Source organism: Psychrobacter sp. JCM 18902, from assembly GCF_904846615.1.
Taxonomy (GTDB): Bacteria; Pseudomonadota; Gammaproteobacteria; order Pseudomonadales; family Moraxellaceae; genus Psychrobacter.
Map to the genome: position 1 here is coordinate 2478077 of NZ_CAJHBK010000001.1, position 26487 is coordinate 2504563.

Genomic DNA, 26487 nt, shown 5'->3' on the forward strand with positions numbered 1-26487 from the left:
TTTATTGCTCTTAAAAGTCTTATAATACTGCTAGTTATGGGGCGGGAGTCATTGTTTTACAAGCCAATTATTATCATAGCATCACCCATAAAAAAGCCAGCACCGAGGCTGACTTTTTATAGGTAAGCAAGATGTTATTAATGACGGAAGTTTGCCATCAATGCCGGAATACCCGGTAGCATACCGACAATAGCCATCACACCTGTCAATACCACAAACATAATACCCGGTATGATCCAGCGGCTCATTTTAGTCAAATTGGCGCTGCGTTCTTTCGAGCCAATCAAGCCCAAGTTATCGAGCAACAACGTGAGTGACCAACCAAAGGCAGGATTTACCAGTGCAGAAGCAAACACCACAATCGCAGCAGACTGCGTGGTTTTACCTTCACGAGTCATTTCCATACCAGCTTCGAGCAGTGGAATAAACACACCCACAATCAATGCCACACACATCACTGGCTGCCAGATAGCCAAATCCATTGGATAACCCCAAACCCCTGCGATAATACAAAACAATGCCGTCAATAAGGCACCAGCAGGAATCGGACGTTTGGCAATCGCTGCTGGGACAATATAGGTGCCCCACGATGACGCAAAGTTAGCACCGCCCAATACAGAGCCGACTACCTGGCGAAACGATGCGCTGGTCATTGTATCATCGATATCCATGAGCACTTTTTCAGTACGTTTAGGATAGCTGATTTTTTGAAAGACCTGATGGCCTAAAAAATCTGGTGACCACATAGCAACCGCCAAAATAGCAAACGGCAGTACGACAATGAAGCTTTCAACCGTCGGTAATCCTAACATCCAGCCGGTACTCTCGCCCCACCAATACATTGGGTTTATATGCGGAAGACCCGGTGCTGTCTTGAACTCAAAAGGTGCGCCTAATGCAAATGCGAGACCACCACCTAAGACACAGCTTAGCGGAACTGCAAGCCAGCGTTTTTGCCAATGCTCAAGTAATGCATACAACAAAATCGTTGCCAAAATAATGAAAAAGGCGATGTGCGACATGCCAATCCCTTCTGCCCAAGCAAAAAGGTTTTTGACCTGTGAGGTCGTACCGATAAACCCTAGGTAAATCAAGAGACCACCGCACACGCCTTTACTGGTCAAATTAGCAAGCAGACTGCCCCCTTTACTGATTGCCAATAGCAAGCCGAAGGCACCGATGAGCAGACCAAAGGCCATGGGATGGCCGCCAGCGGCCACGACAATAGGAATAAGCGGAATAAGGGGGCCGTGAGTACCTGCAAGGTTGGCTGTCGGGAGTAGAAATCCTGAAAATAAGATGATAAAAAATGAAACGATTAATAGCTCATAACGAACGTTTTCTAAAACAAACGCATCGCCCAAACCAAGTGGACCTGCAAATGTTGCCGCAATAGCACCCACCATAACCACTTTACCAATCGTTGCCGCCATTGCAGGAATAGTATCTTCATACTCAAAGCGATAATCACGAAACGGCAAATTGGGACGCCAGCGTTTTGGCTGCATGATTTGTAATTCATGATTTAGATAAGCGTCACGACTGTCAAAGCTTGCGCTTGGTTTGTGTAAATCAAGGTAGCTACCTGATGGCTCGCTGTCGTAATTAGATGGATTTGATGACTGCTGATTAGACCCTGAAGAAGGGATCTGAGTGTTACTCATCACATTTCCTTATGTCGACTGAGGCTTTATTTAACTAATAATTTGATAGTGAAATTTAATGTGACTAAAGCGTCCATTAAAAATTGCAAGCCATTGTATGACATAAGAACTCGAAATGCGAACTTAGAACCACTCAAAAAGTCCATACACTATTATAATATATAAATTAAAGTTTCCACTTAATACAAAATTGAACTTAATAGAAAACCATGAGGAAAAAACACACTTAATATAGGCTTTAAATTAGAATAAACGACCTTTTTCTTAATAATTATCTGTATCTAGATATTCGTTATCACATAACTAAATATTAAAGATAGCTATAATAAATAGTTTATTATAACTTTTAAGTAACTATAGAAAATCCATGTCAGTTACGCTTTAAGCCTAGCGGTTTTGATATTTTTTACTTATGATAAATGCCCTTTCGTGACTGCTCTTTGATAGAAGTACACTAAAAAATTTGACTCAAACGGTATCACTAAAAAATATAAAAGAAGCAATAGGACGAATTTATGAGTTTGCTACCTACCAATTTTGAGACGCTAAAACGCAGAGCCAAACAAAGTATCATGCCGTTATTGACACCCCACCTACTGAAGCTGCGTATCAACACTTATGCACCGTACGTAGGCGCTGGTATCAGAATCGATCACCTCAATCTCGATCAAGGTTTGTGTGTGGTAAGTATGGGGCTAAATACGCTGAACAAAAACATCGTGGGCACTCAGTTTGGCGGCAGCTTGTATTCGATGGTGGACCCATTCTATATGATAATGCTGATGCACCAACTGGGTAGCAGTTACGTGGTCTGGGACAAAAGCTCACATATTGAGTTTATTGCCCCTGGTAATAGCAAAGTCACTGCACGCCTAAAAATTCCTAGCAATGAAATCACCACGATTCAGGAATTAGCAAAAGAAGGCGAGCCGGTATTTCGAGAATACCAAGCAGATATCGTCGATGATCAACAAAAAGTTATCGCTACCGTCACTAAAATGCTCTATATACGCTTGCGTAAGTACAGCAAATCTAAAGACCAAAATAGCCGTATCGAAAATCTCGATGGTTAGAGGCTTAAAGGCAATTTTTAAAACGTTTCTCTAGATTTGTGATTTAAAGCATATTAATTAAAGCGCCCTAATTAAAACAACAGAAACAAAAACCCCAATCTGGCATACGCACAGATTGGGGTTTTGTCTTTTTTGGTACTACCCGCTTATTTATATGATAAACCTATGAATAAGGGCTTGTATCTGGCTTTTCGCTATTGCCGAATCGCATAATAGACGGTTCAGCAATAAAGCGATATTAAGCACAATGCTTAAAAGCAGATACTGGATATAATCTAAGCGTTAGCTTTTGGCTTAACAGCTTTAGGTGCACGCGGAGCAAGCTTCTCGCGGATACGTGCTGATTTACCAGAGCGCTCACGTAAGTAGTATAGTTTCGCACGGCGAACAGCGCCACGGCGTTTCACTTCGATGCTATCGATGATTGGTGAATGCAATTGGAATGCACGCTCAACGCCAACACCGCTTGAGATTTTACGTACGGTAAACGCTGAGTTTAAACCGCGGTTACGTTTAGCAATTACAACGCCTTCAAAAGCCTGTAAACGCTCACGCTCACCTTCACGTACTTTTACTTGAACCACAACGGTATCGCCGGGTGCAAAGCTTGGGCGCTCAATCAATTGAGCATTTTCGATGACCTGAACCAATGGATGCTTGTTGCTCATGAGAGTTATCTCCTCACATTAGATAATAGAGGCTTGACGCATATCACCTGTTTGTAATAATGGATCGTATCTTTTTAATGAGACACAACGTAAGTGGGTTATGACAAACGGCCATTATGCTATGACTCGTTTTGTTGTTGCTCAAAATTCTGTTGCTTAACTGTTTATCTTTTTAGCCGTTATCAACGCTGTTTTTTATCTGCTTTCGCCAATGCTTTTAGCCACTTTGCTTGCTCTACCGTTGGCGTAAACGCTTGCCATAAGTCTGGACGACGCGCTTGCGTACGTTCGACTTGCTGACTAAAGCGCCACTTCGCGATATTGGCATGGTGACCTGAAAGTAACACTTCAGGCACTGCCATACCCGCAAACTCATGCGGCTTAGTATAATGTGGACAATCAAGCAAGCCATCGACGAACGAGTCTTGCTCAGCTGACTTATCATCACCCATAATATCAGGCAGACGACGTATCACACTATCCATTAACACCATTGCTGGTAGCTCACCACCGGTAAGTACGTAATCACCAAGCGATATTTCCATGTCGACATATTGCAAAAGTAGGCGCTCATCAATACCTTCGTAACGACCACATAATATAATCATGCCGTCATACTCAGTCATATCGACCACACTACTCTCACTCAGCGTCTGTCCTTGTGGCGACATATAAATCACCGGACAGTGTGCTTTGTCGACACGGCAGCCGTGTTGAATCGCTCGTAGGCGCGCATCCTCAATCGCTTGGGATAATGGCTCAGCCATCATCACCATGCCAGGACCGCCACCATACGGACGTTCATCAATACGGCGATAATTATCACTGGTAGAATCCCGCGGATTAATGCATTCAATCGTCACTTGTTTCTGAGTGACTGCTCGCCCCGTGATTCCAAACTCACGAATCGTGGCAAACATCTCAGGGAAAATACTAATAACGGCAAAATACATTAGGTATCTACTTGCGCAGTGGCTAATATTGGCTAAATAAATCGGTGTTATTACTGATAAAGCTTAACCGCAAAGTTAAAATTATTATCAATAATCACTCGGCCATGCCACCAGCACTGTTTTTTCAGTCAAACTGACCTGTACTACAGTTTGCTTGTGCCATGGAATCAGGCGCTCATCGGCATCTAAGCTGTCTGAGTTTGCCGCAACCCGCATAATAGCGTGAGCGCCAGTCTCAAACATCTCAGTAATGTCGCCTAGATACTCATCCTGCTCATTTACAACGCGCAGGCTGACCAAATCCGACCAGTAATATTCATCTTCAGCGGGTTCTGGCAAAATGTCTTGCTCGACCCAAAGAGTTACCCCGTTCATAGTCTCAGCAACATTGCGATCAGGAATCTGCTCAAACTGAGCCACAATTCCTGTGCCTTGCTCACGCCAAGCCTTAACGGTTAAAGGTTTCATGCCGGTAGCGGTTTTCATCCACCAAGGTTTAATGTCAAATATCGCCGTACGATCATCTGTCTCACTAAATACCCAAAGCCAACCTTTGATGCCATAAGGCTTTTTGAGCTGACCAATTTTCATAAGGGCACTAGCGTTTGGAGCAGAGGACATAACGGCTAACCTAACAATGATGAACACAGCGAAGATAAATAAAAAGCAATTAAAAACGATAAACGCAGTTAAAAGCGATAAACAGTTAATGGCGTACCTAGTTAGACCAGTTACGCTATGTTTTTTACTAAAGTCTATCGAGACTGCTTATAGACGAGCTATCAGCGTCTCAGTGACCACAAAACTTAAGCTGTTGCTTCAGTTTGCGCGACAGACTTGTTGAAAGCTTTTGCCAATGAAGCAACGCGATCTGAAGGTTGTGCACCTTTTGCGATCCACGCATTGTACGCTTCCATATTTAGGCGTACTGCTTCTTCAGACTCTTTAGCGAGTGGGTTAAAAAAGCCGATGTTTTCAATATAGCGACCGTCACGCGCGCGGCGTTGATCAGCAACAACTACTTGATAAAATGGGCGTTTCTTGGCACCGCCCCGTGCTAAACGAATAACAACCATGTGAATTCTCTCTTTCGCAGGTATACCAAAAAGGGCATAATTATATCACAGTCTTGATTTATTGAAAACATAAACTGCGCTTATTTAATTATTTATTAACAATAGCTTAAATGCCCATCGATGTAAAATACAATTGATCATAACCACTGATTTTTAACTGAAGATACTGCCTCTACATCATGTCCAAGTGGCTCGTTGCTGTATTATTCAGCGCCGTGTTATTCGGTGCTATATTACTCCGTACTATATTAGTGCAAATTTCAGTATTCAATTGTTGCCTACTGTTTTAAAGCCATCCGTGTCATTCATTGATTATGCTACTCTATGACATAGTCAGCGAGTGAATGATGCTATCGCCTAACGAATTGCTCAATTTCTCAAGAATCGCAACCATTATGCTATTCATAAGTATCGCACGTTATTCTTGAACGACATAAAAAAGCACCATTTTTACACTAAACTCAATAAAGCATCTTTTAATATGTTGGATCCATATGACCACACCAAAATCGCAACCACGTCGCAAAGGGCGGTTCACACGCTCTTACTCCAACACTTGGCTGACAACCTTGATGGTCTCTTTCATTGTTCTTATCAGTGTCAGCTTGTCGATTCTGTTTTTTTGGCGCAGTCTATATTTACCCGAGCTTAAAAACCATGCGCGTTACTTGACGAGCGAGCTGCAGTTGATGAATAGTGTCAACAAAGACTGGAAAAATCGTCCTGAAGTACGCCAATGGATTTATCAACACTCGCATGTCGTGGTAGTGAATAACCCTAATGATTTTCCAGCAGTGTCTGATAAGGCATTTGTCGGCGTCTTCACTGATGTATTACAACGCGAAATCGGTGCGCAATTGGGTCGACCTGTCGAGGTTTATTTTAAATTCAAACCGACACCGCAGCTTTGGGTGCAAGACAGCCGTGATGACAGCTTTTGGATTCGTGAACCCGTGGTTTATTATTCGCAATATAGTCCAGCACTGTTGGTGCTATTTCTTATTGGATTGCCTATTTTATCGCTGCTGACCATTATTCTACTGGCGCGGCAATTAAATCGTCCGCTACGATATTTACAGCGTGCTGCGACCAACTATATTCGCCTCGGTCATGCCACTACGTTGCCAACACAAAAAGGACCTACGGAGATACGTCAGGTCAACATGGCGTTCAATCGTCTATTCACGACGTTAAATCAAGCACAAAAAGAGCGTACGATCATGCTCGCTGGTATCTCGCATGATCTGCGAACGCCTTTAACTCGTATGCGTTTGACTGCTGAGATGCTACCTGATGACTTTTTCCGAGAGGGATTGATTTATGATATTGAAGACATGGATGCCATTTTAGAGCAGTTTATCTCGTTTATGAAAGATGGCTCCGATGAGCCAGTCAGCCTGACCAATTTGGATACCATCTTTAATGAGATCATGGTGCAATTTGCACCAATGGATTTCATCTATCAATCAGAGTGTCACAAAGTGGTTCCTGTGCGCCCCATGTCTATCAAACGCCTCGTGATCAATCTGGTCAATAATGCCAAGCGCTATGGCAAACCGCCCATTTACCTGTCAGCGACTGTTGTGCCAACTTTTATTGAAACCATTGAAGAGGAAGATAGCGATGTCGTCAGTGAAAATGTCGTCAATAGAGAGGCGCAAGAACAATTGCTGATATGTGTGCGTGACTGTGGTGATGGCGTTGCGGAAGATCAGTTAGAACGTATTATGCAGCCTTTTGAACGCGGAGAGACAGCACGTACCACACAAGGCAGTGGTTTAGGTCTAGCGATTGTCGATCGTATTGCCAGATTGCATCATGGGACGGTAGAAGCCATTAACCATCCCGACGGAGGTTTACAAGTGTGTGTGCGTATTCCCCTACTTTCCAAGGTTGCTGGAGATACAACCATGGCAGCCGATACAGAAAAAACGCCTGTCTCTAATGACAAGACATGGAACAAAGAAGACTGATAGCTGCTGAACTGTTCATCACTAAAGCTAATAAATGCTCAAAACAATTCGCTGCGACTATTTAGTTGTATAACACCTAGTCTTTGTTTCCAATGATAGGTGGAATATATTTGGCGCTATTGGTAAACGCTAATGGCTGAGTAATATTTTCTTGCGCTGCTGTTAACGTTTGCGTCGTCGATGGCTGCTGCAAGAATAAATAGTAGCCCAACGTTATTGCATTTAGTACTACCAAACCACCAAATAAATATGGCATCCTTTGCCCTCCTCTGATTTAAAGCTATCTTTAAACCGTTAATAATAAAGATTAACCGACAATTCTATCTAAGGTGTGTATTCATTCTAAACATGAAATTGAGAACACTCCTTAGAAATTGAGCAAGTTTATTTGTCACACACTGCTTAATTGATGCCGCTATTTTTATACTAAAAAATAATGACAATCTGGTGCAATGGCATTATTTATCTTCAAAACCACGCTCGCTTTTTTCTTGCGTCAGTTCATCAGCAGCCAAAATTTGTGTCAGTGGCTTGATAGGCCATGTCATGACAAATCGTGCACCGCCAAGCTCTCGGCTCTCATCTACTTTCATACTACCATTAAACCAAAAGGCAATGCGCGATACAATAGACAAGCCTAAACCATAGCCGCCTGAAGCGCGTGTGCGACTGTCATCTAAGCGTGAAAATGGAATAAAAACCTTTTCGCGATCTGCTTCTGGAATACCATGACCATCATCCTCAACACTAACAAAAGCATTACCCTTTCTGACGCCAGCACTAATGATAATCGTGGTCTCTGCATAACGTAAGGCATTGCCCGCCAAATTCTGAATCACACGGTGTAAATAACGCCTATCTGCGACAGCGGTTACTTTAGCATTCGGCAGCTTGGTTACTATTTTGATAGGCTTACCCAAGGCATTGGTTTCACGCTCAATCTGCTCCAATAACTCTCTAAGATTAACTGGTTCTAAATCCAGCTTTGGCGAGCCTTCCTCTAACTTGGCGTAAGTCAAAATCTCATCAATCAAGCCATTAAGCGCTTCGATATCTTCATCAATAAAATCACGCTGCATAAAACGCGAGTCTTCGTCATCCGTATCAGCCAGCATATCAACGGCAAAACGGATACGAGCCACCGGTGTACGAAGCTCATGTGATACCGCTCGCGTTAATTCTCGCTGCGACTCAATAAGGCGCTTGATATGCGAGGTCATGGCATTAAAAGTCGCGGCTAAACGGGCAATTTCATCCTGCCCAATGACTTGAACTTGACTTTCAAGATTACCTTTACTCACCTCATTGACGCCAACCTGAATCAACTGCAATTTACGCTCAAGTGGAAAAATCAACGCATACACGCCTAAGCTAATTAAAAACATGCTGATAAGAATCATACTAATAATCAGATTAAGTGGGAACCAATTGAATAATGGCACCGGACCAATCAATATCGCCATATCATTGATTTCAGAAGGCACCACTACTCTAATAGCCGAATTACTTTTGCTGCTATTGGTATCTTGTAAGGAAATAACCACTTCATCTCGGCGTAATCGTGCAAGCTGATCGGTATCCAAATCCAGTGTATTGACGGCTTTAAACTCTAAAGGAAAGGAAAACTTTTTTTCCAGTTCAGCCAAACGGGCACGCTTGTCAGATAACGTCACATAGTAAGACAAATCATCCAATAAAAACACAGCGATTGCCCGTACTTGCTGCTCAGTCACTTGCGATATTCTGGCGGTCAAAACGCTTTGATTGTCCGGTAGACGATAATAAACATCGGCATAGACAGGTTGCTCGGTATAACGAACGACCGTATTGCCATTTTCAAAACGCCGCAGTTCACTGGCATTAAAGTCTACTTCATCAATAGGCAAGACTTTGAATTCTGAGCCAAATAAACTACTGGCATCAGACAACCAATATTCACGCTGCTCTTCACTTTCCTGATGAGCAATACCTTCACTCACCAGATGAAAAGCCCCTGTTGCCATGTTTTCACGGTAGGATTGGACGCGCTCTTTGTTGATGGTATCCATCAACAGTTGAGCAAACAATGCCACACACAAACAGACTATGAGTAGCCCAGCATAAATACGAACAAAGATACTGTGTTTTAAAGAAGAGACTAATGACATACGTGCCGTAACCAACTTAATGAATAAAAACTGCCGACATCATTCAGCAAACAAGCGCTGCGTGATAAATGATATCAAACACTGTTGAATAAAAAACCATTCTGGCTGCTGTATTTTAATTTATAACTGAGCATCACCTAGAATCCATTTACCTCATGTACATTTAGGCAGCACCCACAATAATTGCTTAATTAAACCACATAACGCTGTATTTAAGTTCAAAAATTAAAATTTAGCCACAAAAAAACCAGCCTAGTTGCTGGTTTCTTTGGTCACACTAATGAGCAATGAGCCGTTGCCGGAGCAAAATTGACTTAGTTGCCTTCTTTAACGAACAAATACCCTTTACTACGAACAGTTTTGATACGTTTTGGATTTTCTGGATCATCACCGATTTTTGGACGAATGCGTGAGATACGAACGTCAATTGAACGATCTTGACCGTCATATTCAATACCACGTAGACGCTCAAAGATATCTTCACGCGAAAGAATTCGACCCGCATTAGAAGCAAGCAACCATAATAAGTCATATTCAGCGCTGGTGAAATCAACCAACTCATCACCTAAATTCACTGAACGACCGCCATTGTCGATGACCAGTTCACCAAATTCTAGGCGCTGTGGTACATCTTCTGATGGGGCATTTTCTGAGCGACGTAATAACGCACGAATACGTGCTAGCAAGACACGTGGCTGAGCAGGTTTAGCGACATAATCATCAGCACCCATCTCAAGACCCAGTACCTGATCCATATCTTCAGTACGCGCAGTCAGCATCAAAATAGGATTCTGATAATGCGGGCGTACTTCACGACATACCGTCAGTCCATCGCTACCAGGAAGCATGACATCAAGTACGACCAAATCTGGTTGTTCACTGACGATGCGACGAATAGCACGATTACCATCGGTTTCGATAGCGACTTCTAAACCATTTTTGACCAAGTAATCTTGAGTCAACATGGCCAGACGCTCATCATCCTCAACAATCAAAATTCGGGGGGTGTTGTCTTCTTCATTCGTTGTCATTGTTATATCCTCTAATACATCTCATTTAAAAGCAGTAAAAGTAAGAGCGGTAAAATTAATAGCACCATTAAGTGGCACAATTGATGTTGGTATAGCTGTTACAAACTTGGTAGCACAGTATACTATTAAACATACAGCTTCCTATACTATAGCTTATAGTCGTTAACAAAACCTATAAACTACACCCATTAAAACTTTAGTTTACGTCCAAAAATTATGAGCTTTATACAAATAATAGCAAGTGAAATGTTTTTTTACGACCCTTTCCTCACTTGAATTTCTATAAGTAGCCAATCTTAATGCAGCGCACAGTGATAGGATACTTTATTGATACCGATACTTGTATTCCTGTTACGTCTAATATAGCGACATATCACCATTGCTGCCAGTGACTTTTTCATCTACTATTCCCGTACTGCTTACTATCATTCGATACATAATTAATAAATGCATAGTTCATGTATGCATAGTTAGTTAACACTCATATTTAACAAAACTGGCTGTTGAAATCAAAATTGCATCATAAATCGTGTATTTAGCCTCGATCAACAAGCATAGAATATTAAATAATAGACATAAAAAAACAGCCCATAATGGACTGTTTTTTTGTGTCTATGGTAAGAGTCAAAAAGAAACTCTAAAATTTTCCACAAAAAATTAAGCGCGGTTTTTGTACTTACGGATAGTCTGTAGCTGTGCGACAGACTCTGCTAATGATGCTAAAGCTGCATTAGTTTGTACAGTATCCGATTGATTAACCAGCATCTGCTCAGCCTTTTTACGTGCTTCGACAATTTTGCTTTCATCAAGGTTATGTGCACGCATCGCTGTATCAGCCAATACGGTAACCATCTTCGGCTGTACTTCTAAAACACCGCCTGATACATAAATCACTTCTTCTTCACCGTTTGGTGTTTGCACTCGCATCGCACCCGGTTTTAACAAAGTAATAAGCGGTGTGTGACCTGGCAATACACCAATCTCGCCTTCGGTACCAGTAGCTATTAACATGCTAATTTCGCCTGAATACAACTCTTCACGAGCACTTACGACGCGACATTGTAACGTTGCCATACTTAACTCCTTACGATCAAAACACAATCAAAACTGCGAGGCGTTACTAACTGGCAAATAGACTTCTTATGGTCTATCTGCCCTTTAGCAAATGCTAACACAACTTACGCTGCAGTAGATTTCATTTTTTCTGCTTTAGCAACAACTTCGTCGATGCCACCAGCCATATAGAACGCTTGCTCTGGTAGGTCATCGTATTCACCAGCAATGATTGCTTTAAAGCTAGCAATGGTATCGCGTAGTGGTACATATTTACCAGGTGCGCCAGTAAAGACTTCAGCAACGTGGAATGGCTGTGACAAGAAGCGCTGAATCTTACGCGAACGATAAACGACTAGTTTATCTTCTTCTGACAACTCATCCATACCCAAGATAGCAATGATGTCTTTTAGCTCACGATAGCGCTGCAAAATCTCTTGCACGCCACGAGCAACGTTGTAATGCTCTTCGCCAATGACTAATGGATCTAGCTGACGCGAGGTTGAATCTAGCGGATCAACCGCAGGATAGATACCTTGTGAAGCAATATCACGACTCAATACAACCGTTGCATCCAAATGCGCAAACGTCGTTGCTGGTGATGGATCCGTCAAATCATCCGCAGGAACATATACTGCTTGCACAGAAGTAATAGAACCTGACTGAGTTGAGGTGATACGCTCTTGCAGCATACCCATCTCTTCAGCAAGTGTTGGCTGATAACCAACCGCAGATGGCATACGACCAAGTAGTGCTGATACTTCAGTACCGGCTAGTGTATAACGGTAGATGTTATCAACGAACAGCAATACGTCACGACCTTTGCCAGTGGCAGGATCTTTGGTATCACGGAAGTATTCAGCCATGGTCAAACCAGACAACGCAACACGCAAGCGGTTACCCGGTGGCTCATTCATCTGGCCGTATACCATCGCAACTTTAGATTTGCTAAAGTCTTCAGTGTTTACAACGCCAGCTTCTTGCATTTCGTGATAGAAATCGTTACCTTCACGAGTACGCTCACCAACACCAGCAAATACTGACAAACCTTCATGTTTTAGAGCGATGTTATTGATCAGCTCCATCATGTTAACGGTTTTACCAACACCAGCACCACCAAACAGACCAACTTTACCACCTTTAGCAAACGGGCAAAGTAGATCGATAACTTTAATACCAGTTTCTAACAGCTCAGTGCTGTTTGACTGATCCGCGTAGCTTGGCGCTTCACGGTGGATAGACCATTTTTCATCAGCTTCTACAGGACCTTCTTCATCGATAGGACGACCAAGAACATCCATGATACGGCCAAGCGTACCAATACCAACAGGCACAGCAATAGGCGCACCAGTGTTAGTGACTGTTAAGTTACGCTTTAGGCCTTCAGTTGAACCCATTGCGATAGTACGGACGATGCCATCACCTAGTTGTTGCTGTACTTCTAGGGTGGTTTCGGTACCATCTACTTGCAAAGCATCATAAATCTGAGGAACTTCACTACGGTTGAACTCAACGTCAAGAACCGCGCCAATAATCTGTACAATACGACCGCTACTCATTGCGTTCTCCTTGAACTTCTGTATATAGTGGGTTTCATAAGGGGTTTCAATTATGAAACAGCAGCAGCACCGCCAACGATTTCCGAGATTTCTCGGGTAATCGCCGCTTGACGCAGCTTGTTATAAACCAACTGTAAATCGTTAATTAGGTCACCAGCATTATCTGTCGCCGCTTTCATTGCAACCATACGTGAGGACTGCTCAGAGGCAATGTTTTCCATTACCGCTTGATACACAATCGACTCAATATAGCGGCCAAGCAACTCATCAATCAATGTTTTGATATCAGGCTCGTAGATATAATCCCAGCTCAGTTCTGTTTGAATGCCGCTCTCTTCTTCACCAAACGCACTGTCTGGTAAAGGTACCAACTGATTGACAGTCGGCTTTTGGGTCATCGCATTAACAAACTTATTATAAACCACATAGATGCGGTCTATTTTACCGTTAGTATAATCGTCAAGCATCGCTTGAACCGGTGCGTTTATCTGCTCAAACGTTGGCTTATCACCATAATCGGTTACTGCCGAGGTCACTTTACCACCAAAGTTTTTGAAAAAACTCACACCTTTAGCGCCAATGACTGCAAACTCAGTTTGTACAGATTGATCTTGATACTGCTGGATACTCTTAGATAAAGCTTTGAATAAGTTAATATTCAAACCACCCGCCAGACCGCGATCAGAGGTAATGACAATATAGCCAACCTTATTGACTGGACGCGAGACCATATACGGATGTTTATAGTCTGATGAGGCATGCACCAAATGTGAAATAACCCGGCGCATACTATCAGCATACGGGCGACCCACTTCCATGCGCTCTTGGGCACGGCGCATTTTACTTGCCGCAACCATTTGCATAGCACGAGTAATTTTTTGGGTGCTTTTAATACTGGTGACTTTGGCACGTATCTCTTTTAAGCTTGCCATAATGATTCCAATATAAGAGGGTTAAAAAGCATTGGCGCATGCGACAATTATTTAGTATATAACATCAATCTAACAAATTAATGTTATATATTTTGTGCATGACACGATCTAATACCGTCAATGGTTAGAACAGTGGCGCTACTGTCTTAATAAAAAAATACAAGACAATGCGCCACTTTATTAGCCATCAAAGACAGCCATAACCAATTCGGCTTAACCCGTTAAATTAATAACTGTGATTTTGTTTAAAGGTCTCTAAAGATGACTTCAAACGACCTGCGATATCATCATTATAATTCGCAGTATCATCAATCTCACGCATCAATTCACTCTGCTCATCATGCATATAGCGTAAGTAAGCTTCTTCAAAAGAACCGATTTTTTCAACAGGAACGTCCGCTAAAAAGCCTTCATTCGATGCATAGATAACTGCAGCTTGCTCAGAGATTGACATTGGCTGATACTGCTTCTGCTTCATCAATTCAGTCACACGCTCACCATGATCAAGCTGTTCGCGAGTCGCGTCATCAAGATCTGAAGCAAACTGAGCAAAGGCGGCCAATTCACGATACTGAGCTAGTGCAGTACGGATACCACCAGATAGCTTCTTGATGATCTTAGTCTGAGCTGCCCCGCCCACACGAGATACCGAGATACCAGCGTTAACTGCTGGACGGATACCTGAGTTGAATAGGCTTGATTCTAAGAAAATCTGACCATCGGTGATTGAAATCACGTTAGTCGGTACGAATGCAGATACGTCACCAGCTTGGGTTTCAATAATTGGCAGTGCGGTTAAAGAACCGGTTTTACCAACTACTTCACCATTAGTGAACTTTTCTACGTACGCCGCGTTTACGCGTGATGCACGCTCAAGTAAACGTGAATGTAAATAGAATACATCACCAGGATACGCTTCACGACCTGGCGGACGACGTAGCAATAGTGAAATTTGACGATAAGCAACGGCTTGTTTTGATAAGTCATCAAATACAATCAGTGCATCTTCACCGCGGTCACGGAAGTATTCGCCCATCGTACAACCTGAATACGGTGCGATATACTGTAGTGCTGCTGGTTCTGACGCTGAAGCGACGACGACAGTCGTATATTCAAGGGCACCAGTTTGCTCAAGCTTGCGTACGACGTTTGCAATAGTAGAACGTTTCTGACCGATTGCTACGTATACACACTTGATACCAGATGATTTCTGCGCGATGATCGCATCGATAGCCATCGCGGTTTTACCCGTCTGACGGTCACCAATGATAAGTTCACGCTGACCACGACCAATTGGAATCATAGTATCAACGGCTTTATAACCCGTCATTACTGGTTGATCTACTGACTGACGATCAATAACGCCTGGGGCGATTTTTTCGACTTTGTCAGTCATTTTGGCGTCGATAGGACCTTTGCCATCAATAGGATTTCCCAAGGCGTCAACAACACGGCCTAGCAGCTCAGGACCTACTGGCACTTCAAGAATACGACCAGTACAATAGGCTTTTTGACCTTCTTGCAGCTTTAGGTAATCACCAAGTACTACCGCGCCGACAGAATCACGCTCTAAGTTAAGCGCCATTCCATAGATTTCGCCTTCAAACTCAATCATTTCGCCGTACATGGCATCTTCAAGACCATGAATCTGCACGATACCGTCAGATACTTTGACAATCGTGCCTTCATTCTTTGCAGTTGCACCCGCATCAAGGTCTTGAATACGCTGCTTAATCAGGTTACTGATTTCCGCTGGATTCAATTGTTGCATTGCCTTGTTTCCTTTAATTTATGATAACCCGCCCACTGACTTAAATGCTCTTACTTTCACGCAAATCATAGATGACTGCGCTGGTAAATGGCATTAGGCCGTTAGCTGTGTTTTTAACTGTTGTAACTTGCCGCGCATCGAATCATCAATGATTTTGTCACCGACTTTGATGGTAGCGCCTGCCAATAGACTTGGATCGACCGACTCATGAATCACCACACTAGCATTTAACGATGCAGCAAGGCGCGTTTGTAGCATTTCACGCTGAGCGTCAGTCAATGGATAGGCAGAGGTCACGTAAGCATCAAGCTGCTTTAAGCTTATTGCCTTGTGGCGGCGATAATGCTCATAAACTTCAGGAAGCAGCGCCAGACGCTCTTGCTGCGCCAACTGCTTAATAAAATTATTGAGCGCTGGTGACACTTTAGGATAGCTAATACTATTACCATAACGAGAGCCTTTGCTCTCGCCTAGTAGCTGTTTAAAAGCAGAGTCGCTATCACCAGCCACTTGTGAGTCATAAAGATCAACCAAAGCAGCTGACTTATGCTCAGCCGTAACGGCTGGATTTTCTAGCCATGTACGGAACGCTTTGTCATTGACAATTGCACTGGCGACAAACAAGAAATTTTCCCACTCGTTTACGGCCCCGTTTTCGTTGGCATAGTCAAACGCGGCTTTAGCGTAGGGTCGTGCTAAGGTTGATAAGTCAGCCATTATATCCTCACAGTTACAGCTTTGCCGCCAGTTGGTCTAACATACTGGCATGTTTTTGCACATCGACTTTGTCTTGCAAAATCTTTTCTGCACCAAGTACAGCCAGTTCAGCAACTTGGGCACGTAATGATTCACGCGCTTGATTGATTTCTTGGTCGATAGACGCTTGCGCTTGTTGACGAATGCGCTCGCCTTCCACTTGGGCCTGCATTTTTGCATCTTCGACAAGCTGGTTGGCACTCTTGTTCGCTTGCTCGATTAAAGCAGCAGCTTTGGTCTTTGCAAGATCAAGCTCCTGCTGGACGTCTTGCTCAGCGGTCGCCAGATCTGCTTTTGCTTTTTCTGCGGCATTCAGGCCTTCAGCAATTTTACGCTGACGCTCATTGATGGCACCAATAAGTGGTGGCCACACGAATTTCATGCAGAACATCACAAAGATTGCAAAAGCAATGGCTTGACCGATGAGGGTAGAATTGATATTCACGTGATCACCTCTTTGTTAATGAAAAATCAGTTTCATTGATCATATTTGATAGCCAAACTTTGGCTATGGTTAAGATACAAACTTTGACTACCAAACATTTACAACTGAGCTTTCTGATTAACCTGCTAGAGGGTTAGCGAATAACAATAGCATAGCAATACCAACACCGATCATCGGAATAGCATCAAGAAGACCTGCTACGATGAACATACGAGTTTGCAGCTGTGAACCAAGTTCTGGCTGACGCGCAACGCCTTCTAGGAATTTACCACCTAGAATAGCAAAACCAATACCTGTACCTAGTGCACCTAAACCGATAAGTAGTGCTACTGCGATAACTGTGTAACCACCTAATACTGGATCCATGGATGTATCCTCATTTACCTATTGAATGTCTAATTAATGTTCAGTTGATGATGCAAGTGACATATAAACTATCGTCAGCATCATAAATACGAACGCTTGAAGTGTAATAATTAAGATGTGGAAAATAGCCCACGGTACTGATAACGCCCATTGAATCCAAAACGGCATTAGAGCAATCAGTATGAAAATCAACTCACCAGCATACATGTTACCGAATAGTCGTAAACCTAAAGAGATAGGTTTTGCTATCAAAGTAACAAACTCTAAGATAAAGTTGATGGGTATTAAAATAATTTGTACGATAGGGTTTTTGGCACTAAACGGATGCAGTGTTAGCTCGCCAACAAAGCCGCCCAAACCTTTTTCTTTGATACTATAGAACAGAATCAGTATAAAGACAGAAAAAGACATGCCAAGCGTAATATTAGGATCCGTCGTTGGAACGATCTTAAAGAACACATGATGTGGATCATGTCCCATCATTGCGCCGATTTGGCCAGCAATCATAGGAATAAAGTCGACGGGTAGTAAATCCATCAAGTTCATTAAGAATATCCATACAAAGATAGTCAACGCCAAAGGCGCAATCAGCTTTGAGGTACCACTATACGAATCACGAACGTTGTTATCAACGAACTCAACGATCATCTCAACCGCGGCCTGAGTTTTACCCGGCACGCCTGAAGTGACTTTTCTAGCGACCATCCAGAAGATGGCGCAGAAAACAATGCCTAGACCAATTGACCAAAGCATAGAATCAAGGTGGATGGCTTTAAAGCCCATTGCACTAGCTTCTTCAGCAGTATAGGCAACTTTCCAGCCTTCGCCCGGCAGATAGCCGTACGTCCAGTTCGTTAAGTGGTGAGAGATATAGTCTGTTGTTGTTTGCTCGCCTGCCATAATGTCAGCTTCTTATTAATCAACGATTTAATCAACTACCAAAAATATGGTTGTCATCTGATGAGGTTTTAACGATCCTATTTGACCTGCTAGCAAGCCGATGAACCATGCTAAAGCTCTCATGTAATCAATAACATCCAACCCATAGTTCTATTACTAGTGCGCAATTTGATAACTTAAGATAAATTTTAGCTATCAAAAAAGGGCTTATGATGATTCAGTAATAGCCCTTGTATATGTACGCGAAATTATTATATCTGTGTTTACTTACTGCCGCGTTTCCACGATCGACGCTTAATACAGCGTTCATAAGCAAAATATTTAGCTGCCTATATTAATGCAGCGTTGTATTCGTGTAAAGTCAATTATGACTTTTTTATGCACTGTATGAATAAGTTAGCTACTATTAACGTTTACTAACATAGCTTTGCGTGATTAATTAAATTGTAAGAATTTAATTAGAGGCAATACTGATAGCTAATAATTGGCTATCGACTCCATCATCACACGCTATACTCATTTAAACGCTCATATCACAGTCTTTATAATCATTGGCGCTGTCTTTAGACAGTTTTGTATGTTTTGACTTTCTTATGAAATCAGTCATAGAGAAGCTGGACGGCAGGGTGACTTGCCTAGCACTATTAAGCACTCAACTATTGATATAGTCATCGTCTATTAATGCTAGCGTATATGCCACAACATCCAACTGTGACTAATTTGCATTACCATAAAACCGATAAACAGCGCAAGCGCAGATAGGGGTTGTACGGTAATAAAAATTAGTGCGAAACCAAACACAGTCAATAGCCATTTGGCCATTTGACCTCGATATAGCTGGCTAACAATATGTTGGCGCGCGCGATATCCAGTGTACCAAAAGATAAAAAAAGCAAATACAGCTTGGGTTGCAAAACTGAGTAGCGCACCAATAGCGGCGCTTTTTGCAACAGTAAGCTCACTATGTAGCCAACTGGTATCTAAAGCCCAAGCAATAATAATAAGGATAAATAATATCCACGCTTGGCGTTTGATATAGATGCCAATTTTATCTTTTTGTGTGCGTTTGGCAGGCTTGGTCATCGGTAATGCAATCCTATAGCCTTACAGCATTGGGATAAGGTGGCAATATAACATCGTCGCGACACTTTTATCCGTGAACGGCTCACTCTACAGGTGTTACCTTTTAACCAAAATAAAACGCCACTTATTATAAGGGGCATACCACCGTTAAGCAAGAAAAATATACCTTTTATCAGTGACCTAGCTGAATCACTCATAGACATCATAGTTACTGACCAATGGATAACACCCAAAGTATGACTACATAATGGCTGCTCAAGCGTTGCAAGCCACTATGGTTAATCAGTTATCCTACGATATACATTGATAGATTTGCTGTGCCATCGTCTGCCAACCACTCACAAAGTCTTTACTATTGCTCATATCTTCAGGTTGCACAGTGGTTTTTACAGGCTGTAACTTAGCGAGTAGACCTTTGGCTGGTTGACTTGGGCTAACCAGACACATTTGCTTGGCTGGACGCTTCTCATTTAGCCAGCGTATTTGGCTTGCTCGTGGTGCTAGATGGTGGTCAGTGCTTAAACTGCCAACAAGCTTTAGGTTTGTGCTGGATTCAATGTATTGATAAGCATCATGATAGGCCCAATAAGGCTGGGTTTGCTGCTTGCCTTTAGCTTGTTTTACGAAAGATGCCACTCCCTTATCCATTCGCTGAGCAAATTTTTGTGCATTGGCGTGATAAAGTGCTTTATATTGCGGATTAGCATGGCTATGAATCACGGCAAGGGCACGAGTCATGGCTTTGGCATTTTCAGGATCTAACCATATATGTGGATCAAGCGTGCCAGTAATAGGCTTGCCTTTGACGTCACGTAGCGGATGACGATTAAAGGCATCAAATTCAAATAAGGCAATCGCATTGGGTGCGGTATTAAGGCTTGCCGCCAAGTTATTTTCTAGTGGCTCACCAAACCACACGACAAATTTACTGTCCTGAATGGCTTTAATATCACCTGGGCTGATACTGCCATGATGACCTACCTCCCCTGCTTGCAATAACTGCTTGGCGGGCGGTGAACCTTCAGTCACTGCTTGACTCAATAAAAACAGTGGATAATTACTCACGCTGACTGTTGCCGCTTGTGCACTCACAGTAAAGACGCCTAATGCAACTATGCCCGTGATGAGCCATCGCTGTAGTATAATGGTTGAGCTTAAAAAATATTTGAAAACTGAGTTCATAATAGATTCTTTAATGTATGAAAGATAAAATATAAGTGGAAACATTTAGACGTTATCAGTGTTGTATCTGAGTGATCATCAAGGTATCAATAAATAAGCCAAGATCACTTATCTGCTCTTATTTTTAGTATGTTATACTATAACATTATAAATTACTATAATAACAGTGCCATTTTTTTGTAGGAGCTTGCACCATGTCCACCAGTTTATCAGTCTGCGAACATTTACATGATGTGCAGGACTTTACGCCGCATGACGTGACCGAGCGCCTAATGGCAGCAAAAGAACAATGTCGCCTGAACGGTGCACGCTTTACCCCATTGCGCCAGCAAATATATCAATTGGTATTGGCAGCCAATAAACCTATCGGTGCATATGATTTGATCACGCAATTGCAGCAAATGCGCTTATCAGAGCCCAATAACAATGATGACAGCATCGAAGCGCTTAACTCGCAACAGCACCCAATGAAAGCGGCATCTAAAGAAATTAGCTCTAAAAAACAAGCGCCAAAAAATGTCGCGCCACCCACTGTCTATCGCAGTCTGGAGTTTCTATTGAGTGAAGGCTTGATACATCAACTGACCTCTATCAATGCTTATGTGCCCTGCTGTCACCCACGCGCTCAGCATACCGCAGCATTTTTAATCTGTGGTCAATGTCAGCGTGTACAAGAATGTAGCAGTGTGCCCGTACAGGAAATGATGAGTTTTGCTGAGCAAGACGTTGGCTTTATTGTGGAACGCAGTGTGATTGAGCTGAGTGGTCGTTGCCAAGCCTGCCAGTAACATGCCCTAACCACTGAAGCGTAAGTCTTTGTCATCCGTTTTTTATTTGTATTACTCATTCACTTATTGGTTGTCATACTATGAGCCTGTCTACCTCACCGTCTAATCAACCGAACTTTTCCGCTGTTGATGGCAATACCATTAATAATGCGAGTAAACTGCTGAGCCTAAGCGATATCAGCTACGACATTGGGCATCAACGCTTACTCTCACATATTGATATCGACATTGCGGTTAATGAAACAGTCAGTCTTATTGGACCAAATGGCGCTGGCAAGTCAACGTTGGTTAAACTTATTTTGGGATTGATTGAGCCAACTAAAGGGCACATTAACTCTCATCAAAAGTTACAGCTTGGCTATGTGCCGCAGCGCTTTGCTGTACCGCCGATATTGCCATTACGAGTCTGCGATTTATTGGCACAAGCGGATAAAAGGCGCTTAACGTCTGAGCAGCGTCAATTTATCTTCGATAACTTGTCATTGACGCACTTACTATCGCGACAAATGCTGCACCTGTCGGGTGGTGAGACACAAAGGGTCTTGCTCGCGCGCGCATTGTTAGACAAACCCAACTTATTGATTTTAGATGAGCCGATGCAAGGACTGGACCCTGATACTGAGGTTTGGCTCTATCAGTTTATTGATGAGCTGCCAGAGTTTTTGCGTTGTGCCATGCTGGTGGTATCGCATGATCTGCATTGGGTCATGAAAGGCAGTCGACGTGTGATTTGTCTTAATAAGCATATTTGCTGTGAGGGACAACCAAGCGAGCTTGCCATTAGTAGTGAGTTTCAAAAGCTATTTGGGCATCATTATGAGCAGCCTTATGTACATCAACCACATGCCTGTGAGCATCACGCCCCAAGCGAACTATAATCATTAAGGCGCGTTGAACATTCACAAATATAAAATATATCGAAGCTTAATACATCAAACACATATCGAGCGTTGAGCTTTATAAAAACTTTTACGGATATTTATTATGACTGCTTGGTTAGCCATCATTGCCCCCGCTTGGATCGCTGGCAGTATTTTAGCGCTACTATCAGCGCCTTTAGGTTGCTTAGTCTTGTGGCGACGCATGGCATTTTTTGCTGACGCTTTAGCACATGGCACCTTGCTTGGCGTGGCTTTAGCAGTATGGTGGCAATTACCTATGGGCATTGGCATTGCCTTGGTCAGCGTCATGGTGGTGCTAGGGCTGGTATTAATCGATGATGAGCGCCTGCCTGTCGATGCGGTTTTGGCCGTCGTGGCGGTGTCATTGTTATGCTTAGGCTTATTGGCTTTGACCCAGTTGACTGACCAACAAGCAAACGTACTGGGGTTTTTGTTTGGTAATTTGCTAGAGCTTGATTGGGCAGACTTGCCCTTACTTGCCGGTAGTGTGCTGGTAGGGCTCGGTCTACTTATGTATATATGGCCTGCACAAATTAAGCTTGCCACTCATGAAGCACTGGCGCGTATTCAAGGTGTTAATCCGACACGCCAGCGGCTGTTCTTCATGGGCGTATTGGCGGGATTTTGTGCGATTGCCCTGCAAGCGGTTGGTAGTTTACTAATCAGCGGTCTATTGGTATTACCAGCATTAACGGCACGTTTGTGGTCATCATCGCCAAAACAAATGGTCGTTATATCGCTACTGATCGCACAGCTTGGCGTGACGCTAGGCGTTTGGGGAAGCATCTGGCTAGATATTCAGACAGGACTTGCTATCGTATTAATATTAGCCATTTTATTTTTTATCGCGCTGATTTTCTCAAAGCTCAGCACTGCAAAAATTTGGTCAGCGCGCCGTTAGACAGATTATGGTTCACATAAAGCCGCTGGTTTTTTATCCTCTTATCCAACTTTATTTCATCAATATGATAGAGCTTTCATTGACTTTATGTTATAAACTTGCCCTAATATCATCGACATACTAGCGGCGTCAAGCCAAAAAACATATTGGTCAGACCAAAATTCATTAGTCTACTCGATGCAGGACATCCATTTATCTATCATTCGTTTTAACAGCATCACTTGTTTCGATTCGATGAGGGACTGACCCAATGCTAAGCTATCCTGTTAATAACATTAGCACACCAGATGAACAGGTAAACATACTACAAATCACAGATTTGCATTTATCAACGCCTGTTTCTTCTAGTGTTGATGGCGATACTAACAATAGCGAAGCCTCTGCCTGTCAGCAGTGCTTTGAAACAGTACTACAGCAAGCATTGAGTAGCGACATTCGCTGCGATTTGATTATCGTGACTGGCGACTTAGTCAATGAAGTCAAACCCGCTATTTACGATCATATTTTTGAGGTATTGCAAGCGACCCATATTCCTTTCGCTTGTATCGCAGGCAATCATGATGTGACGGATGAGATAGGCAGTGACTTGCCGTTCTTTGAGCGCGAACTGATTGCTCAGCCTGCCGACCCGCGCTTGCTAAGCCGGCATGTCATTGAGACTGATCGTTGGCAGCTGTTGTTATTAGACTCATCCATCACGGGCAAAGTCGAGGGCGAGATAACGCCTACCGATATTGACTGGTTATGCGAGAGACTCGATGCTTGTGATAAGCCTGCGCTGATTGCTCTACATCATCATGTTATTCCCGTAGACTCTAACTGGATTGACACGCATATGGCAGAGAATAGTGAGGCCTTTTGGCAGCATCTGTTAGGATTTGACCATCTCAAGGTCATTATCAGTGGTCATACGCACCAAGAGCAGGTTCGCCATCGTCAAGGAGTCACGGTCTATAGTACGCCTTCTACTTGCTACCAGTTCAAGCCTTATGAGAATGATTTTTCCTATGATAAAAGCGTCCCGCCCGGTTACCGTTGGTTGCAATTAGCCAACAATGGAAAGGTTGCAAGCTGGGTAGAAAGACTGGATACTTGACGCCCAGATTTATTGACACCAATATTGATGTGAGCCCTTATACCCCAAGCTATTGACTGATATTTCTGAGTTCAGAATACAATGACTGGCACGGTAAAAACGACATGATGATGAAAAATGACTTCATTATTATCAGAAACAATGATACAACGTATAAAACGAAATGAGGACTGCCTAGTATCTGGTATTAGGTAGAATTATAATAGCTAGGATGGCTAAATCGATCACAGCTAAGTCTTCACAATCAGTGATTTGTCGCATTATTAAGACAACGCTATTTAAATAGAAATATGCATAACCATATACCTGACCATTGATAGATTGCTTTAAGCATATCAAGATAACTGTACTATTAGATCCGCTGTGTTACTTGTGTTACCAAGTGGTAAAACGTTTTATAAAGGGACAAATTATAGCGTTTATGACATTGATAGCGTCTTGTCTTTTGATACGTCGTTTTATTGAATTAATTTGAAAAAAGTAGGATACCCATATGAGCACCCTGACCACGAATCCAAGTGAAGCTAAGTTTACTCCTTATGTGCCTGCCAAAGACGAAGAGTACATGTCTGATGCGCAGTTAGAGCACTTTAAGGCTATATTATTGGATTGGAAGAGCCAACTGATTGGCGAAGCGGATCGCACCAAGACTTATATCCAAGACGAGTCCAGTGCTATGCCAGATATCAATGATCGCGCCACCCAAGAAGAAGAGTTTGCCCTCGCATTGCGTACGCGTGACCGTGAACGTAAGCTCATTCGCAAAATTGATAAATCTATGTCAGAAATTGAAAATGATGATTATGGATTTTGTGAAACTTGTGGCGTAGAGATTGGTCTGCGTCGTCTCGAAGCGCGCCCAACAGCTACCCAGTGTATCGATTGTAAAACACTGTCTGAGATTAAAGAACGCCAAAATCAAGGCGCTTAAACGAATTACGATTAATCTCAATAGTAGAATGTAAGCATAAGCGACCAAAATATGGTCGCTTATTGCGTTTTAGAAGACTGGTTTTTAGTCAATGGATCATGGCTGATACAGAGCTTTAAGCTTGCTTATATTGATTTGCTAACAAAACAGACTCATTTCACAAATATCTTTTTACGGATATATTTATTATTCTATCTTCTAACTTTTTTACCGATAATTTCCTACTTTGAAAACTAACCTTATTCCTATGCCCGCTCCAATCATACCAGTACAGCCGATTGGTCGTTTTGCTCCCTCACCGACTGGTGAACTGCATCTTGGCTCATTGACGACCGCGCTTGCCAGCTTTTGCCATATAAAATCCATTGGTGGTAAATGGCTACTGCGTATTGAAGACACTGATACCGAACGCTGTGATCAGCAATTTACTGAGCAAATTTTGATTGATTTGGAAGCGCTTGGATTGTACTGGGACGGTGATATCATTTATCAATCTGAGCGTATTGATATTTATAATGATTATCTACACTCAGCCCTGCATCCGCTCACTTATGGCTGTCAGTGCTCGCGTAAAGACTTGGAGCAATACTGGGCGCAAGAAGAGCTGAGCCCAGCTTATGACGATGCCAACCCATTGCAACCAAACAGGAAGCGCTATCCACGCTGCTGCGTCAGCGCTGACCTTGATAGAGAGCAACATAAGCTACGCATACAGCTACCGAATTATAAGATTGGTTTTAACGACGGTATTCAAGGATTGCAGTGGGATAATCCTCAGCAGACATTGGGTGATATGGTGGTACGTCGCCAAGATGGTATGATCAATTATATTTTGGCTGCCAGCCTTGATGATGGACTGCAACAGGTGACACATATTATGCGCGGTCTAGATATCCTACCCATGACGACAGCGCAAATCAGCATCATGGATGCCGCACGCTTGCCTGCCATCGATCACTGGTATCACTTGCCACTGATATGTCATGCTGATGGACAAAAACTCTCCAAGCAAAACCTAGCACAACCCATTGATACACGAGATCCAAGTAAACTTATCGCCAATGCTTTACAACTATTACAGCAACCAGCCGTCGATAGAGACACACCTACTCGTATGTTAAAGCAAGCCATTGCTCAATGGGACAGTACGCCGCTACAAGGCAAGCAACAGTTAAATATGCCCAATGGATAAAAGTCAGCTAGCAAAAAGCGCCACTATTTAGCGACGCTTCTTTGG

At 42.8% G+C, this 26487-nt stretch carries 26 protein-coding genes; 8 read left to right on the forward strand and 18 right to left on the reverse strand.

Features of this window, described 5'->3' with window-relative positions; all coding sequences use genetic code 11:
* Window positions 1-137: 137 nt before the first annotated feature.
* Window positions 138-1664 (reverse strand): DUF3360 family protein, encoded by a 1527-nt coding sequence (locus tag JMY05_RS10215; RefSeq protein ID WP_045445906.1) that lies wholly within the window; start codon window positions 1662-1664, stop codon window positions 138-140.
* A 515-nt stretch (window positions 1665-2179) separates the two neighbouring features.
* On the opposite strand from JMY05_RS10215, the gene JMY05_RS10220 reads away from it, so the two are divergent.
* Window positions 2180-2737 (forward strand): DUF4442 domain-containing protein, encoded by a 558-nt coding sequence (locus JMY05_RS10220; RefSeq protein ID WP_201599636.1) that lies wholly within the window; start codon window positions 2180-2182, stop codon window positions 2735-2737.
* Between the two features lie 275 nt (window positions 2738-3012).
* Here the strand turns inward: JMY05_RS10220 and rplS are convergent, their stop codons facing one another.
* From rplS to rpsP, 4 genes are all read right to left on the reverse strand, one after another.
* Window positions 3013-3405 carry a 50S ribosomal protein L19 gene (rplS, locus tag JMY05_RS10225; RefSeq protein WP_045445905.1) on the reverse strand — a complete coding sequence of 131 codons (393 nt, stop codon included), beginning with the start codon at window positions 3403-3405 and terminating at the stop codon, window positions 3013-3015.
* Window positions 3406-3587: 182 nt separating this feature from the next.
* A complete protein-coding gene (gene trmD, locus JMY05_RS10230; RefSeq protein WP_201615012.1) occupies window positions 3588-4358 on the reverse strand; it encodes a tRNA (guanosine(37)-N1)-methyltransferase TrmD in 771 nt (256 codons plus the stop codon).
* A gap of 87 nt (window positions 4359-4445) precedes the next feature.
* Complete coding sequence (gene rimM / locus JMY05_RS10235; RefSeq protein ID WP_045445903.1) at window positions 4446-4979, reverse strand: ribosome maturation factor RimM; 534 nt, start codon at window positions 4977-4979, stop codon at window positions 4446-4448.
* Window positions 4980-5164: 185 nt separating this feature from the next.
* Window positions 5165-5434 (reverse strand): 30S ribosomal protein S16, encoded by a 270-nt coding sequence (gene rpsP / locus JMY05_RS10240; protein WP_045445900.1) that lies wholly within the window; start codon window positions 5432-5434, stop codon window positions 5165-5167.
* A 494-nt stretch (window positions 5435-5928) separates the two neighbouring features.
* Between rpsP and JMY05_RS10245 the strand changes: the two genes are divergently transcribed.
* The gene (locus JMY05_RS10245) at window positions 5929-7407 is read left to right on the forward strand and encodes an ATP-binding protein (protein ID WP_201615014.1); all 1479 of its coding nucleotides are present in this window, start codon (window positions 5929-5931) and stop codon (window positions 7405-7407) included.
* Window positions 7408-7483: 76 nt separating this feature from the next.
* Here JMY05_RS10245 and JMY05_RS10250 read toward each other — a convergent pair whose 3' ends face one another.
* The 13 genes from JMY05_RS10250 to JMY05_RS10310 form a co-directional block, all read right to left on the reverse strand.
* A complete protein-coding gene (locus JMY05_RS10250; protein ID WP_045445897.1) occupies window positions 7484-7663 on the reverse strand; it encodes a hypothetical protein in 180 nt (59 codons plus the stop codon).
* A 202-nt stretch (window positions 7664-7865) separates the two neighbouring features.
* The gene (locus tag JMY05_RS10255) at window positions 7866-9554 is read right to left on the reverse strand and encodes an ATP-binding protein (RefSeq protein WP_045445985.1); all 1689 of its coding nucleotides are present in this window, start codon (window positions 9552-9554) and stop codon (window positions 7866-7868) included.
* A gap of 314 nt (window positions 9555-9868) precedes the next feature.
* Window positions 9869-10585: a response regulator gene (locus JMY05_RS10260; protein WP_045445894.1), complete on the reverse strand. Its 717-nt coding sequence runs from the start codon at window positions 10583-10585 to the stop codon at window positions 9869-9871.
* 657 nt (window positions 10586-11242) lie between these two features.
* Entirely contained in the window at window positions 11243-11659 is a 417-nt protein-coding gene (locus JMY05_RS10265; RefSeq protein ID WP_021812807.1) for a F0F1 ATP synthase subunit epsilon, read from the reverse strand.
* A gap of 104 nt (window positions 11660-11763) precedes the next feature.
* Window positions 11764-13197 (reverse strand): F0F1 ATP synthase subunit beta, encoded by a 1434-nt coding sequence (gene atpD / locus JMY05_RS10270; RefSeq protein ID WP_045452427.1) that lies wholly within the window; start codon window positions 13195-13197, stop codon window positions 11764-11766.
* A 50-nt stretch (window positions 13198-13247) separates the two neighbouring features.
* Window positions 13248-14129, reverse strand: coding sequence for a F0F1 ATP synthase subunit gamma (atpG, locus tag JMY05_RS10275; RefSeq protein ID WP_045445883.1), 882 nt, complete (start codon window positions 14127-14129; stop codon window positions 13248-13250).
* A gap of 226 nt (window positions 14130-14355) precedes the next feature.
* Window positions 14356-15900 (reverse strand): F0F1 ATP synthase subunit alpha, encoded by a 1545-nt coding sequence (gene atpA / locus JMY05_RS10280; RefSeq protein WP_045445880.1) that lies wholly within the window; start codon window positions 15898-15900, stop codon window positions 14356-14358.
* A 93-nt stretch (window positions 15901-15993) separates the two neighbouring features.
* Complete coding sequence (locus JMY05_RS10285) at window positions 15994-16617, reverse strand: F0F1 ATP synthase subunit delta (protein WP_045445877.1); 624 nt, start codon at window positions 16615-16617, stop codon at window positions 15994-15996.
* Window positions 16618-16630: 13 nt separating this feature from the next.
* Entirely contained in the window at window positions 16631-17101 is a 471-nt protein-coding gene (locus JMY05_RS10290; protein WP_045452424.1) for a F0F1 ATP synthase subunit B, read from the reverse strand.
* Between the two features lie 117 nt (window positions 17102-17218).
* Window positions 17219-17467: a F0F1 ATP synthase subunit C gene (gene atpE, locus JMY05_RS10295; protein WP_010197960.1), complete on the reverse strand. Its 249-nt coding sequence runs from the start codon at window positions 17465-17467 to the stop codon at window positions 17219-17221.
* A 33-nt stretch (window positions 17468-17500) separates the two neighbouring features.
* Entirely contained in the window at window positions 17501-18367 is an 867-nt protein-coding gene (gene atpB / locus JMY05_RS10300; protein ID WP_055125357.1) for a F0F1 ATP synthase subunit A, read from the reverse strand.
* Window positions 18368-19051: 684 nt separating this feature from the next.
* On the reverse strand, window positions 19052-19450 hold the full coding sequence (locus JMY05_RS10305; protein WP_045445874.1) for an ATP synthase subunit I: 399 nt from the start codon (window positions 19448-19450) through the stop codon (window positions 19052-19054).
* Between the two features lie 291 nt (window positions 19451-19741).
* On the reverse strand, window positions 19742-20632 hold the full coding sequence (locus JMY05_RS10310; protein ID WP_227678162.1) for a metal ABC transporter solute-binding protein, Zn/Mn family: 891 nt from the start codon (window positions 20630-20632) through the stop codon (window positions 19742-19744).
* Between the two features lie 194 nt (window positions 20633-20826).
* Between JMY05_RS10310 and JMY05_RS10315 the strand changes: the two genes are divergently transcribed.
* The 6 genes from JMY05_RS10315 (at window position 20827) to gluQRS (ending at window position 26442) form a co-directional block, all read left to right on the forward strand.
* On the forward strand, window positions 20827-21420 hold the full coding sequence (locus tag JMY05_RS10315) for a Fur family transcriptional regulator (protein ID WP_045445871.1): 594 nt from the start codon (window positions 20827-20829) through the stop codon (window positions 21418-21420).
* Window positions 21421-21500: 80 nt separating this feature from the next.
* Window positions 21501-22298: a metal ABC transporter ATP-binding protein gene (locus JMY05_RS10320; RefSeq protein WP_201615018.1), complete on the forward strand. Its 798-nt coding sequence runs from the start codon at window positions 21501-21503 to the stop codon at window positions 22296-22298.
* A gap of 106 nt (window positions 22299-22404) precedes the next feature.
* A complete protein-coding gene (locus tag JMY05_RS10325) occupies window positions 22405-23223 on the forward strand; it encodes a metal ABC transporter permease (protein WP_055125361.1) in 819 nt (272 codons plus the stop codon).
* Window positions 23224-23473: 250 nt separating this feature from the next.
* Window positions 23474-24319: a metallophosphoesterase gene (locus JMY05_RS10330; protein ID WP_045445868.1), complete on the forward strand. Its 846-nt coding sequence runs from the start codon at window positions 23474-23476 to the stop codon at window positions 24317-24319.
* Window positions 24320-24812: 493 nt separating this feature from the next.
* On the forward strand, window positions 24813-25250 hold the full coding sequence (gene dksA, locus JMY05_RS10335) for an RNA polymerase-binding protein DksA (RefSeq protein ID WP_045445865.1): 438 nt from the start codon (window positions 24813-24815) through the stop codon (window positions 25248-25250).
* A 247-nt stretch (window positions 25251-25497) separates the two neighbouring features.
* Complete coding sequence (gene gluQRS / locus JMY05_RS10340; RefSeq protein ID WP_045445863.1) at window positions 25498-26442, forward strand: tRNA glutamyl-Q(34) synthetase GluQRS; 945 nt, start codon at window positions 25498-25500, stop codon at window positions 26440-26442.
* Window positions 26443-26487: the final 45 nt, after the last annotated feature.

Bases quoted from the DNA above. Each gene is read 5' to 3' on its own strand.
- JMY05_RS10215 (WP_045445906.1), bottom strand. From the start codon at position 1,664: ATGAGTAACACTCAGATCCCTTCTTCAGGGTCTAATCAGCAGTCATCA.
- JMY05_RS10220 (WP_201599636.1), top strand. From the start codon at position 2,180: ATGAGTTTGCTACCTACCAATTTTGAGACGCTAAAACGCAGAGCCAAA.
- rplS (WP_045445905.1), bottom strand. From the start codon at position 3,405: ATGAGCAACAAGCATCCATTGGTTCAGGTCATCGAAAATGCTCAATTG.
- trmD (WP_201615012.1), bottom strand. From the start codon at position 4,358: ATGTATTTTGCCGTTATTAGTATTTTCCCTGAGATGTTTGCCACGATT.
- rimM (WP_045445903.1), bottom strand. From the start codon at position 4,979: ATGTCCTCTGCTCCAAACGCTAGTGCCCTTATGAAAATTGGTCAGCTC.
- rpsP (WP_045445900.1), bottom strand. From the start codon at position 5,434: ATGGTTGTTATTCGTTTAGCACGGGGCGGTGCCAAGAAACGCCCATTT.
- JMY05_RS10245 (WP_201615014.1), top strand. From the start codon at position 5,929: ATGACCACACCAAAATCGCAACCACGTCGCAAAGGGCGGTTCACACGC.
- JMY05_RS10250 (WP_045445897.1), bottom strand. From the start codon at position 7,663: ATGCCATATTTATTTGGTGGTTTGGTAGTACTAAATGCAATAACGTTG.
- JMY05_RS10255 (WP_045445985.1), bottom strand. From the start codon at position 9,554: ATGTCATTAGTCTCTTCTTTAAAACACAGTATCTTTGTTCGTATTTAT.
- JMY05_RS10260 (WP_045445894.1), bottom strand. From the start codon at position 10,585: ATGACAACGAATGAAGAAGACAACACCCCCCGAATTTTGATTGTTGAG.
- JMY05_RS10265 (WP_021812807.1), bottom strand. From the start codon at position 11,659: ATGGCAACGTTACAATGTCGCGTCGTAAGTGCTCGTGAAGAGTTGTAT.
- atpD (WP_045452427.1), bottom strand. From the start codon at position 13,197: ATGAGTAGCGGTCGTATTGTACAGATTATTGGCGCGGTTCTTGACGTT.
- atpG (WP_045445883.1), bottom strand. From the start codon at position 14,129: ATGGCAAGCTTAAAAGAGATACGTGCCAAAGTCACCAGTATTAAAAGC.
- atpA (WP_045445880.1), bottom strand. From the start codon at position 15,900: ATGCAACAATTGAATCCAGCGGAAATCAGTAACCTGATTAAGCAGCGT.
- JMY05_RS10285 (WP_045445877.1), bottom strand. From the start codon at position 16,617: ATGGCTGACTTATCAACCTTAGCACGACCCTACGCTAAAGCCGCGTTT.
- atpE (WP_010197960.1), bottom strand. From the start codon at position 17,467: ATGGATCCAGTATTAGGTGGTTACACAGTTATCGCAGTAGCACTACTT.
- atpB (WP_055125357.1), bottom strand. From the start codon at position 18,367: ATGGCAGGCGAGCAAACAACAACAGACTATATCTCTCACCACTTAACG.
- JMY05_RS10305 (WP_045445874.1), bottom strand. From the start codon at position 19,450: ATGACCAAGCCTGCCAAACGCACACAAAAAGATAAAATTGGCATCTAT.
- JMY05_RS10310 (WP_227678162.1), bottom strand. From the start codon at position 20,632: ATGAACTCAGTTTTCAAATATTTTTTAAGCTCAACCATTATACTACAG.
- JMY05_RS10315 (WP_045445871.1), top strand. From the start codon at position 20,827: ATGTCCACCAGTTTATCAGTCTGCGAACATTTACATGATGTGCAGGAC.
- JMY05_RS10320 (WP_201615018.1), top strand. From the start codon at position 21,501: ATGAGCCTGTCTACCTCACCGTCTAATCAACCGAACTTTTCCGCTGTT.
- JMY05_RS10325 (WP_055125361.1), top strand. From the start codon at position 22,405: ATGACTGCTTGGTTAGCCATCATTGCCCCCGCTTGGATCGCTGGCAGT.
- JMY05_RS10330 (WP_045445868.1), top strand. From the start codon at position 23,474: ATGCTAAGCTATCCTGTTAATAACATTAGCACACCAGATGAACAGGTA.
- dksA (WP_045445865.1), top strand. From the start codon at position 24,813: ATGAGCACCCTGACCACGAATCCAAGTGAAGCTAAGTTTACTCCTTAT.
- gluQRS (WP_045445863.1), top strand. From the start codon at position 25,498: ATGCCCGCTCCAATCATACCAGTACAGCCGATTGGTCGTTTTGCTCCC.